The sequence below is a fragment of the Brachybacterium sp. p3-SID1565 genome (genome assembly GCF_025143785.1).
Classification (GTDB): domain Bacteria; phylum Actinomycetota; class Actinomycetes; order Actinomycetales; family Dermabacteraceae; genus Brachybacterium; species Brachybacterium epidermidis.
In genome coordinates this window covers 1-11,095 of sequence record NZ_JAMBDS010000077.1, presented here as the reverse complement: position 1 = coordinate 11,095, position 11,095 = coordinate 1, and the positions used below count along the sequence as shown (strand labels likewise).

General features: G+C 72.2%; 10 protein-coding genes. 8 read left to right on the top strand and 2 right to left on the bottom strand.

Annotated features, from left to right (window positions below):
* Nucleotides 1-19: 19 nt before the first annotated feature.
* Genes glmS through M4D54_RS13245 form a run of 7 tightly spaced genes read left to right on the top strand, consistent with a single transcriptional unit; the run spans nucleotide 20 to nucleotide 7,097 of the window.
* Nucleotides 20-1,885 (top strand): glutamine--fructose-6-phosphate transaminase (isomerizing), encoded by a 1,866-nt coding sequence (gene glmS, locus M4D54_RS13275; RefSeq protein WP_259892029.1) that lies wholly within the window; start codon nucleotides 20-22, stop codon nucleotides 1,883-1,885.
* A 33-nt stretch (nucleotides 1,886-1,918) separates the two neighbouring features.
* Nucleotides 1,919-2,476, top strand: coding sequence for a holo-ACP synthase (locus M4D54_RS13270; protein ID WP_259892031.1), 558 nt, complete (start codon nucleotides 1,919-1,921; stop codon nucleotides 2,474-2,476).
* Complete coding sequence (locus tag M4D54_RS13265) at nucleotides 2,473-4,083, top strand: NAD(P)H-hydrate dehydratase (protein ID WP_259892027.1); 1,611 nt, start codon at nucleotides 2,473-2,475, stop codon at nucleotides 4,081-4,083. The genes M4D54_RS13270 and M4D54_RS13265 overlap by 4 nt, the downstream gene beginning before the upstream one ends.
* The gene (gene alr / locus M4D54_RS13260; protein WP_259892025.1) at nucleotides 4,080-5,300 is read left to right on the top strand and encodes an alanine racemase; all 1,221 of its coding nucleotides are present in this window, start codon (nucleotides 4,080-4,082) and stop codon (nucleotides 5,298-5,300) included. The genes M4D54_RS13265 and alr overlap by 4 nt, the downstream gene beginning before the upstream one ends.
* On the top strand, nucleotides 5,297-5,860 hold the full coding sequence (tsaE, locus tag M4D54_RS13255) for a tRNA (adenosine(37)-N6)-threonylcarbamoyltransferase complex ATPase subunit type 1 TsaE (protein ID WP_259892024.1): 564 nt from the start codon (nucleotides 5,297-5,299) through the stop codon (nucleotides 5,858-5,860). The genes alr and tsaE overlap by 4 nt, the downstream gene beginning before the upstream one ends.
* Complete coding sequence (gene tsaB / locus M4D54_RS13250) at nucleotides 5,860-6,633, top strand: tRNA (adenosine(37)-N6)-threonylcarbamoyltransferase complex dimerization subunit type 1 TsaB (RefSeq protein WP_259892023.1); 774 nt, start codon at nucleotides 5,860-5,862, stop codon at nucleotides 6,631-6,633. The genes tsaE and tsaB overlap by 1 nt, the downstream gene beginning before the upstream one ends.
* A 2-nt stretch (nucleotides 6,634-6,635) precedes the next feature.
* A complete protein-coding gene (locus M4D54_RS13245; RefSeq protein WP_259892021.1) occupies nucleotides 6,636-7,097 on the top strand; it encodes a GNAT family N-acetyltransferase in 462 nt (153 codons plus the stop codon).
* Between the two features lie 4 nt (nucleotides 7,098-7,101).
* Here M4D54_RS13245 and M4D54_RS13240 read toward each other — a convergent pair whose 3' ends face one another.
* Both M4D54_RS13240 and M4D54_RS13235 read right to left on the bottom strand, forming a co-directional pair.
* Complete coding sequence (locus tag M4D54_RS13240; protein WP_259892019.1) at nucleotides 7,102-8,817, bottom strand: hypothetical protein; 1,716 nt, start codon at nucleotides 8,815-8,817, stop codon at nucleotides 7,102-7,104.
* Complete coding sequence (locus tag M4D54_RS13235; RefSeq protein WP_259892017.1) at nucleotides 8,802-9,737, bottom strand: ABC transporter ATP-binding protein; 936 nt, start codon at nucleotides 9,735-9,737, stop codon at nucleotides 8,802-8,804. The genes M4D54_RS13240 and M4D54_RS13235 overlap by 16 nt, the downstream gene beginning before the upstream one ends.
* Nucleotides 9,738-9,918: 181 nt before the next feature.
* Here M4D54_RS13235 and M4D54_RS13230 point away from each other — a divergent pair, with 181 nt between their 5' ends.
* Complete coding sequence (locus M4D54_RS13230; protein ID WP_259892014.1) at nucleotides 9,919-11,079, top strand: AI-2E family transporter; 1,161 nt, start codon at nucleotides 9,919-9,921, stop codon at nucleotides 11,077-11,079.
* Nucleotides 11,080-11,095 lie beyond the last annotated feature (16 nt).

Below are 11,095 nucleotides of genomic sequence, written 5' to 3'. Positions count from 1 at the left end.
GGCCGTTAGCGTGAGCCCCATGTGTGGAATCGTCGGATACGCAGGCCCCCGCGCCGCCTCCCCCTCCCGCCCCGTCGATGTGGCCCTGCAGGGCCTGGCCCGGCTCGAGTACCGCGGGTACGACTCCGCCGGCATCGCCGTGGTCGACGACGGCACTGTGCGCCTCGGGAAGCGGGCCGGCAAGCTGCAGAACCTGCGCGAGGCCCTCGCCGAGCGCACCGACATGACCGGCAGCGTGTCCATCGGCCACACCCGCTGGGCCACCCACGGCTCACCCAACGACACCAACGCCCACCCCCACCTGGGCGGTCACGACGACGAGCTCGCCCTGGTGCACAACGGCATCATCGAGAACTTCGCCGCCCTGCGCGCCGAGCTGGAGGCGGCCGGCTACCCCTTCCGCTCCGAGACCGACTCCGAGGCCGCCGCCCACCTGGTGGCCCGGGAGATGGAGGCCACCGGCGACCTCACCGAGGCGATGCGCCGGGCCGTCACCCATCTCGACGGTGCCTTCACGCTGCTGGCCGTGCACCGCGATGCCCCGGGCACCGTGGTCGCCGCCCGGCGCAACTCCCCGCTCGTGGTGGGACTGGGCGACGGCGAGAACTTCCTGGGCTCGGACGTGGCCGCCTTCGTGGACTCCACCCGCGAGGCGCTGGAGATCGACCACGACCAGATCGTCACCGTCACCGCCGATGCGGTGCGAGTGATCACCGCCGACGGCGCCGAGGTCACCGACCCCAAGCGCTTCACCATCGAGTGGGACGTGACCGCCGCGCAGAAGGGCGGCTACCCCTCCTTCATGGCCAAGGAGATCCACGAGCAGGCCGGCGCCATCGCCGACACCCTGCTGGGCCGCCTGGTCGACGGGAAGCTGCACCTGGACGAGAAGGCGATCGACGACTCCGTGCTGCGCAGCGTGGACAAGATCGTGGTAGTGGCCTGCGGCACCGCCGCCAACGCGGGTGCGGTGGTCAAGTACGCCATCGAGCACTGGTGCCGCATCCCGGTGGAGGTGGAGCTGGCCCACGAGTTCCGCTACCGCGACCCTGTGGTCACCGAGAAGACGCTGGTGGTGGCGATCTCCCAGTCCGGCGAGACCATGGACACCCTGATGGCCGTGCGCCACGCGCAGGAGCAGGGCGCCAAGGTGATCGCGATCTGCAACACCCGTGGTTCCACCATCCCCCGCGAGGCCGATGCCGCCCTGTACCTGTACGTCGGCCCGGAGATCGCGGTGGCCTCCACCAAGGCCTACCTGGGCCAGATCGCCGCCTGCTACCTGCTGGGCCTGTACCTGGCGCAGGTGCGCGGCAACCTCTTCCCCGACGAGATCGCCCAGATCATGGAGGACCTGCACGCCCTGCCGGAGAAGATCCAGCAGGTGCTGGACGCCTCGGCACAGGTCGAGGATCTCGCCAAGGACATGAAGGACGCCACCAGCGTGCTGTTCCTGGGCCGCCACGTGGGCTACCCGACGGCCATGGAGGGCGCGCTGAAGCTGAAGGAGATCGCCTACATCCACGCCGAGGGGTTCGCGGCCGGCGAGCTCAAGCACGGTCCCATCGCCCTCATCGAGGAGGGGCAGCCGGTGTTCGTGATCGTGCCCTCCCCGCGCGGGCGCGACGTGCTGCACTCCAAGGTGATCTCCAACATCCAGGAGGTGCGCGCCCGGGGTGCCCGTACCCTGGTGATCGCGGAGGAGGGGGACGACGAGGTGCTGCCCTACGCCGACGTGGTGATCCGCATCCCGCAGACCCGCACCCTGTTCGCGGCGCTGCTGACGGTGATCCCGCTGCAGATCTTCGCCTGCGAGCTGGCCACCGCGAAGGGCCTGGACGTGGACCAGCCCCGCAACCTGGCCAAGTCCGTCACCGTGGAGTGACCCGCACGCGGGTGTGATACTGCAGGGGTGGACATGCCCCCTTCCGATCTCCATGACCCGCACGGCCCCACCCCGCCTGCCCTGTCCGCCGGGTCGGCCGGGCGTGTCGAGCCTGCCGAGCCGGTCGGGGGATCGCCCCGGGCCTTCGCGCCCCGTGAGGACGGCACCGTGGTGGGGGTCGGTATCGACGTGGTCGACGTGCCCCGGCTCGATGCGGCCTTCGTGCGCACCCCGGCGCTGCTGACGCGCCTGCTCACCCCCGGCGAGCGGGAGATGTCCGCCGCCTCCCGCGCCGCGCGCGTGGCCGCCAAGGAGGCCGTGGGCAAGGCACTGGGGTCCCCGGGGGACTTCTCCTGGCACGACGTCACGGTGCGGCGCAACGGTGCCCGCAAGCCCTACCTGGTGCTCGAGGGTGCCACGCTGCGCGCCGCCGAGCGCCTAGGGGTGGGCCACCTGCACCTGTCCCTCTCCCACGACGGCTCGATCGCCACCGCGATCGTGGTGGCCGAGAGGGAGAGCGACCCGCCGGCGGACCATCGAGCGGAAACCAGCCCGAGCAGCAGGCCCACGGGAGCGGAGGCAGGAGCATGATCCACGGCTACGAAGCAGAGACCGTCCGCGCGGCAGAGCGTCCCCTGCTCAATGCAGGCGAACCCCTGATGCGGCGGGCCGCCCACGCCCTCGCCGCCCATGTGCGCGCCGAACTGCGGGCCCGGACCGGGCTCGTCGCCGATGCGGATCGCGCCCCGGGACCGCCACCCCACGTACTGGTGCTCGCGGGCTCCGGTGCGAACGGCGGGGACGGGCTTCACGCCGCGGCCATGCTGCGCCGAGACGGGATCCGCGCCGATGGACTCGCCACCGCGGACGCCTGCCACCAGGAGGGGGCCAGAGCCCTCCACGCGGCTGGAGGAACGCTCCACCGGCTCGCGGATCTCACCGAACAGCAGCTGGGCGAGCTGATCGACGGCACCTGCCTGGTGCTCGATGCGATCCTCGGCATCGGCGGCCGCCCCGAGGTCCCCGGGGATCTGCGAAGGATGCTCGAGCTGATCCGCCACCGCGGCACACCCGTGATCGCCGTGGACCTTCCCAGCTTCCTGGATGCCACCACCGGTGAGGCCGCCGAGCTCGCTCTGCCCGCGCGTTCCACCGTGACCTTCGGAGCAGTCAAGGCCGGGATGCTGCTGCCCGGCGGCAGCGCTCTCACCGGACCCACCCACCTGGTGGACCTGGGGCTGGCGGACCACCTGCCCCCGCAGCCCGCCGTGCAGCGCCTCCAGGATGAGGACGTGCGGCGGCTGTGGCCGCGGGCCGGCAGGGACGACAGCAAGTACAGCCGCGGCGTGGTCGCGATCGCCGCCGGCAGCACCCGGTATCCGGGCGCCGCGGTACTGGCCTGCTCCGGTGCGGCACGCGCCGGGGCGGGCATGGTGCGCTGTCTCGCCCCCGCCCCCGTGCTGGACCTGGTGCTGCGCACCCGGCCCGAGGTCCTGGGCCACCCGGTGCCCGACGGGCCGGCCGCCCCGGCGGCGGGCTCCCGCGCCGGAGGAGTGGACCTGGCCGACATCGGCCGCACCGATGCGCTCGTGGTCGGCCCGGGCCTTCCCGGTGACGACGCGCGCGCACGCACCGTCATCGACGCCCTGCGCGCCGACGCCGACGGCGAGGTGCGCCGTGGCGTGATCGACGCCGGAGGGATCGATGCCATCCAACGGGCGGACCGCTTCAGCGCCGAGGTGGTGCTCACCCCGCACCGCGGCGAGGCGCAGCGACTGGCCCGCACCCTGGGCATCGACCCCGAACAGGATGCGCCCGCCCTGGCGCGGGCGCTCGCCGGCGCCACCGGGGCGACCGTGCTGATGAAGGGCTCGGTCAGCGTGATCGCCGCGCCCGAGGCGGAGGTCCCGCTGCTCGCGCAGGACGACGCGACGGCCTATCTGGCCACTGCCGGCACCGGCGACGTGCTCGCCGGGATCCTGGGCACCCTGCTCGCCGCGGGACTGCCCGGCCCGCACTCGGCGGCGATCGCCGCACTGCTGCACGGCCGCGCGGGGTGCCTGGCCTCCCACGGAGGCCTCGTGCCCGTGGTCGCTCTCGACGTCGCCGATCGGGTCCCCGATGCCCTGGCGACTATCCTGTCGGGCACGGAGGACCAGCCCCACGGCGCAGAGCCGTCGAGCGAAGGAGAACGATGAGCGTCCCGATCCCGGCGGAGGATCCCCGATACATCCCCAACCGCGCGGTGGTGGACCCGTCGGCCATCACCGACAACGTGCGTGCACTGAAGAGCACCCTCGACGAGCAGACGGCGCTGATGGCAGTGGTCAAGGCCGACGGCTACGGGCACGGCATGCTCGCCACCGCCAGGGCCGCGCTCGAGGGAGGGGCCACCTGGCTGGGAGCGGCCCACCCGGCCGGTGCCCTGGCGCTGTCGAATGCGGGCCTGGACGTGCCCATCCTGACCTGGATGTACGAGCCGCGCACCGCGGCCGCCCTGCTGCCGGACCTGGTGGCCGCAGGGATCGACGTGTCCGTCGGCTCCATGGAGATGCTGCACCTGGTGATCGATGCCTCCCGTTCCGTGGAGCGGCGCGCCCGCGTGCACCTGAAGATCGACACCGGAATGGGCCGCAACGGCGTCCTGCCCTCCCAGGCCGCCCCGGTGGTGCAGGCCATCCGGGAGGAGGACTTCGTGCAGCTGGTCGCGGCCTGGACCCACCTCACCGATGCGGACGTCCCCTCCGACCCGGCCACCGACCAGCAGGTGGACGTGTTCGACTCCACTGTCGCCGCCCTGACCGAGGAGTTCGGCACCATCCCGCTGCAGCACCTGGCCAACTCCGCCGCCCTGCTGTCCCGGCCCGACCTGCACCGCGACCTGGTGCGGCCCGGCATCGCGATGTACGGCTACCCGCCGGTGGAGACCGACCTCCCGCTGCGACCCGCGATGACCGTCACCAGCCGCCTGGCCCTGGTCAAGGAGGTCCCGGCGGGGACCACGGTGGGCTACGGGCGCCTGCACACCGCGGCGAGCACCACCCGCCTGGGTCTGGTGCCGATGGGCTACGCCGACGGTCTGCACCGCGCGGCCAGCGGCAAGGTGTCCGTGCTGGTGCGCACCGCCGAGGGCGACCGGGTGGTGCCGCAGGTGGGCCGGATCAGCATGGATCAGATCGTGCTCGACCTGGGCCCTGACAGCGTCGCGAAGGCCGGCGACGAGGTGATCCTGTTCGGCGATGCCCGCATCGGGCACGAGAGCACTCCGGCCGAGGACGGCCCCGGACCTGACGCCGCCGGGAGCGACGGACCTGCAGCAACCACGGCCGACGACTGGGCACGTGCCGCCGGCACCATCCCCTACGAGGTGCTCACCTCCGTCAACGCCCGCGTTCCGCGCGAGGTCCGTCCATGAGCGGCATCGAGCTGCGCACCGAGGACCCGCGGGACACCCGGCGCGTCGCCGAGGTGCTCGCCACGGTGCTGCGCGCGGGCGACCTGCTGGTGCTGGACGGGCCCCTCGGCGCGGGCAAGACCACCTTCACCCAGGGCCTCGGGGAAGGGCTGGGGGTGCGTGGGCCCGTGGCCTCGCCCACCTTCGTGATCGCCCGGGTGCATCCCTCCCTCACCGCAGGCCCGGCACTCGTGCACGTGGACGCCTACCGGCTCGGCGGCAGTGCCGACCTGGAGGACCTCGACCTCGAGGCCGACCTCGACGATGCGGTCACCGTGGTGGAATGGGGCCGCGACCGAGTGGAGCACATGGCTGATTCGCACCTGCTCATCGAGCTGGTGCGCCCCACCCAGGTGGCCGATCCCGACCGCCCCGAGGAGCCGCGCACCCTGCGCCTGCTCCCGTCCGGACCTCGCTGGGACCGGACCGCGACGACGTCCCTGTCCCGCGCGCTGGCGGGTGCCGGCCTGAGGACCGCGCCGATCGACCCCGCCACCGACACCCACGAGCAGGAGGACTGATGCTGCTGGGCATCGACACCTCCGGTGCCGTCTCCACCGCTGTGATGGGTGGAGACCTGGACGCACCGGATGCCGCTGTGCGCCACGTGCGCTCCGACGCCCGCGCCCGTCACCACGACGAGGTGCTGCTGGCCCTGGTCGACGGGGTGCTGCAGGACGCAGGCGCCAGCCGCGCAGAGCTCACCGGCGTCGTCGTCGGCCGCGGCCCCGGCCCCTTCACGGGCCTTCGGGTGGGCCTGGTGGCTGCCCGGTCCATCGCCGCGGTGCTGGGAATCCCCCTGCACGGGGTGTGCTCCCTGGACGCCCTGGCCCACCAGGCGCTCGCCGAGGCCGATACGGCCGACAGAGCAGATACTGCCGCCGGGGCTGAGGGGGCCGACGGGGCTGACGGGGCCACCGGCAATGCCCGCGACCTGCCGGAGCGCACCGTGGCCGTAGCGCTCGACGCGCGCCGCCGCGAGGTCTACCACGCCCGGTACCGCCGGTTGGCCGACGGCACCGTGCGCCGCGAGTCCGGGCCAGCCGTCGCCCCGCCCGCGGACGTGGCCGCGGAGCTCACGGCCTGCGATCTGCTGGTCGGCTCCGGGGCCCGCCTGTACCCGGACCTGCTGCCGGCCACCTCGGAACTCGTGGACGCGGATGCCTCCCACCTGATCGAGGTGGCGGCCCTCCTGCACGCCCAGGGGGAGGACCTCACGAGCACGGACCCCCTGTACCTGCGGGACCCGGACGCCGCCAAGCCCACCTCCCGCAAGAGCGCGCTGGGCCGTTGACCATGCCCGAGCAGATCACGCTGCGGCAGGCGACGCTCGAGGACGTGGAGGCCATCGCCTTCGCCGAGCTGGAGCTGTTCCCCGACGAGGCCTGGACCGTGTTCCAGCTGGCCGAGGAGATCGAGCACCCCGATCGTCGCTACGTGGTCGCCGAGGAACCCGGTCGGGCCGGTGAGCTGCTGGGGTACGCCGGAGTGATGCTGGCCGGCGACACCGCGGACCTGCACACCATCGGCTCCCTCCAGGAGCATCGCGGCATCGGGCAGGCGCTGCTGGGCTGGTGCGAGCAGGCCGCCCGGGCGGGCGGTGCCGAGCGGATCCTGCTGGAGGTGCGGGAGGACAACGACCGCGCCCGCGCCTTCTACCGGCGCGCCGGCTACCAGGAGATCGGGCGCAGGCGCGGCTACTACCGGATCCGCGGGCGCAGCATCGACGCCCTGGTGATGCAGCGCGAGCTGACGTAGACGCTCAGAGGTGGTCGCGGACCTTCTGGAACAGGTCCGGGTAGCGGGCATCCAGTCGTGCCGAACCGATCCGCACCCCCACCCACAGCACCACGATGCCGATGATCAGGCTGAGCAGGCCTGCGAGCCCCTGGATCAGCGGGCCCCCGCCCAGCACGCCCCAGGCGGCCAGCCCGATCGCCGGCAGCTGGGGCACGAACACGCCGAGGAAGGCCGCGCCCATCCCCAGGAACGCATTGGCGCTCGAGGCGGACTTGTCCTTCATCGGGTTCGTTCCCGGGGGCGAGGTGGGGTAGGGCAGCAGCACGCCCACCACCACGGAGACCCCCCAGCCGGTGAGCATCAGACCCAGCGTGCCCAGCACCATCATCGGGACCAGGTGCGCCATGCCGTACAGCAGGGGCACCAGCGCGGTCACCACGACCGCCGCCGGAGCCATGAGCACGGCGATCGCCGCGATGCGGCCCAGCAGGTTCGCGCGCGCGTCGAGCCCGGCGGTGATGTTCACCCAGCCTGCAGGGCCGTCGAAGCCGATCTCGTTCGAGAGCGAGATGCCGGTGAGACCGGCCATCAGCACGGCCATCACCAGCATCATCGGACGGGCCTCCTCCAGCACCAGACCCATCGCGACCAGGAACACGAACACCAGCGGGTAGATGGCCACGGCGGCCAGGTACCGGGTGTCGCGCCGCCAGTAGCGCAGCGACCTTCCCATCACCGCCCCGAAGGGCGATGCGGTGGCCCACCGCGGCACCAGCGAGGTGACCTTCGCGGTGCCCGAGGAGGCGTCCCCGGTCAGTGCCGAGGTGAGGGAGCGGTCCAGGGAGCGTCGCCACCACCTCCACACCAGCACGATCGTCGCTGCGCCGATGAGGACGCGCAGCAGGGCTGCCAGCACCTGGCCCTCCGCGAGGTCCATCGGCACCGCGAACAGGGCACCGAACGGGGTCCACGCCAGCACCGTGACCGCGATCATGGTCCATTCGCGCACCAGGTCCATGTCCAGGTTCTCCAGGCCCTGCACCGACAGGGAGATACCGTAGACAGCGGCCAGGAACAGCATCATGGCCACCATGCCTCCCAGCTCCCGACCGCTGCGGGAGGAGGTGCGGGAGGCCGAGTGCGCGAACACCGCGCGCGGCAGCAGCAGGCACAGGGCGATGCCGGCCAGGTTGGCAGGGAGCAGCACGATCAGGGCGAGGGCCACCCACACAGCACCGGCGCCGAAGGCCAGCAGCCAGATCACCTCGAACACCGTCGCGATGCCCACGGCCACCACGGTCAGCAGGGTGGGCAGGCTCAGCGCGGCAGCGGCGAACATGCCCGGCTGGAGCTCCTTCGCCGACCGCGGGAACATGGCGAAGCGTCGCGGGTCCAGGGTGTCGTCCACCCCGAAGGCCAGCACGGGGATCAGCAGCCACGCGAGCACCGTGACCGCACCCAGGCCCCTGATGATGGTGGGGAACATGGTGCCCTCGCCGCTCCACAGCGTCAGCCCCAGGAACGTGAACACCAGTCCCACCAGGCCGCCGGTGGCGTACAGCACACCGATGATGGTGCCCACCAGCTTGCCGACGTTCTTGCGGTAGGAGCGCTTCCACAGCGCCCACTTCAGCTTCATCAGCAGCGGCACCAGCTGCCGCTGCTGGATGGAGCCGTGATCGACGGTCCCTGCGGCAGCGGTGGCGGCGGCAGGCGGGGTGCTCAGGACTCCAGCCACGACAGGCTCCCCTCGGCCACGGCCCCGCCGCCCACCATGTCGATGAAGGTCTGGACCAGGCTGCCTCCCCGGCGCACCTCGTCGAGGGTGCCCGCCGCGAGCAGCTCACCCTTGGCGATGATCGCCACGTGGGTGCACAGGCCCTCCACCAGCTCCATCACGTGGCTGGAGAGCACCACGGTGCCGCCGTTGCGCACGTAGTCGGTGAGGATCTTCCGGATCACCTGTGCGGAGACCGGGTCCACGGCCTCCAGCGGCTCGTCCAGCACCAGCAGGCGGGGCGCGTGGATCAGGGCGCTGGCCAGCAGGATCTTCTTGGTCATGCCGGCGGAGTAGTCCACCACCAGCTTGCCCTCCTCGCCTGCCAGGTCGAAGGCCGCCAGCAGGGAGTCGGTGCGCGTGGCGACGGTGTCGGCCTCCATCCCGCGGATCAGGCCCACATAGGTGAGGAGCTCACGGCCCGTGAGGCGGTCGAAGGTGCGAAGCCCGTCGGCCAGCACACCCAGGCCGGCCTTCGCGCGCTCGGGCTGCGCCCACATGTCCACCCCTGCCACGTGGGCGGTGCCGCCGTCGGGGCGCAGCATCCCGGTGGCCATCGACAGGGTGGTGGTCTTCCCGGCACCGTTGGGGCCGACGATGCCGTAGAAGGAGCCCCGCGGGACATCCAGCGAGATCCCGTGGACCACCTCGGTGCCGCTGAAGGACTTGCGCAGCCCGCGGATGGACAGCGCGGCCTCGGCGGTCACGGCCTGCTCGGGGGCCGGTGGCCGCGTGCGGAACGCACCTGCGGCACCGGGATCGGGGGCGGTGGCAGTGGCGGGCGCCGGGGCGGGAGCGCTGCCGCCGGTCGGCGCGGGAGGGGAGGATGCCGGTGGGACGGCGGGGGAGGGCGGCGGGGGCGCGGCGTCGGAGCTGTGCATGGGCCCACGGTATCGAGCACCACCGCTGAGGGACCTGGCCGGAGGGATGCGGCGGGCACGACCTTCGTCGAGGAGGACCTCCTCGATCGTCGTGCGGGCCACGATCGTGAGGGCAGGCCGGGTGCGCCCCACTAGAGTGGGCGCGGAGTCGATCGGCTTGCCGGAATGAAGGAGACCGCTGATGTCGAAGCTGCGCCCTGCGCCGCGCCCCCCTGGCCTGCCGCAGGAGGTGGAGGAGATCCCCATCGGAGTGCGACGGGTCGCCGCCTGGTCATGGCGGCTGATCGTCGTCGTCGCCGCTGCCGCGCTGGTGATGTGGGGCCTGCTGCAGATCACCGGCATCGTGATCCCGGTGCTCATCGCGATCCTGCTGGCCGTGCTGCTGCTGCCGGTGGTCCAGGTGCTGACCCGCTACACCTTCCTGGGCAGGGCCGCCTCCAGCGGCATCGCACTGATCGGCCTGCTGCTGGTGATCTCCGGCATGTTCACGCTGGCCGGTCGCCAGCTGATCGCATCCTGGGCGGACATCCAGGACAAGGCCGTCGCCGGCTTCCAGGCGATCCTGGACTGGGTGCAGACCACCTTCAAGATCGACACCCCGATGAACAACTCGGCCGTCGAGGAGGCCACCACGCAGCTGCAGCAGAACGCCGACCGCCTGCTCAGCGGAGCTCTCAGCACCGCGGCCGTGCTGGGCAACCTGGCCACGGGACTCGTGATCTGCCTGTTCACCCTGTTCTTCCTGCTCTCCAGCGGGAACGTCATCTGGCGCTGGGTGGTGGGCCTGCTGCCGCCCGACGCGCGCGTGCCCACCCATGAGGCGTTCCGCCGCGGATGGAAGGCGCTGTCGGCCTACGTGCGCACGCAGATCCTGGTGGCCGCCGTGGACGCCTTCGGCATCGCCCTGGGCATGGTGTTCCTGGGCCTGGGTACCTACGCCGTTCCTATCTGGCTGCTGGTGTTCCTGTTCAGCTTCATCCCGCTGGTGGGCGCGATCGCCTCCGGTGCGATCGCCGTGCTGCTGGTGCTGGTGCTGAACAGCTGGGTGCACGCCCTGATCATGCTGGGCATCGTGGTGCTGGTGCAGCAGATCGAGGGCAATGTGCTCCAGCCGTTCCTGATGGGCAAGGCCGTGGAGATGCACCCCCTGGCCGTGTTCCTCGGCGTGACCGCCGGTGCGATGCTCGCCGGGATCCCCGGCGCACTGTTCGCGATCCCCCTGATCGCCTTCGTGAACGCGACCATGCTGCACATCGTGGGACGCGACCCCAGCCCCGAACTGGGCACCGACACCGTCGCCGCCGCCCATTTCCGCGAACTCCGGCGCCGCTCGCGCGCCTGACCCCGAACGCGACGAG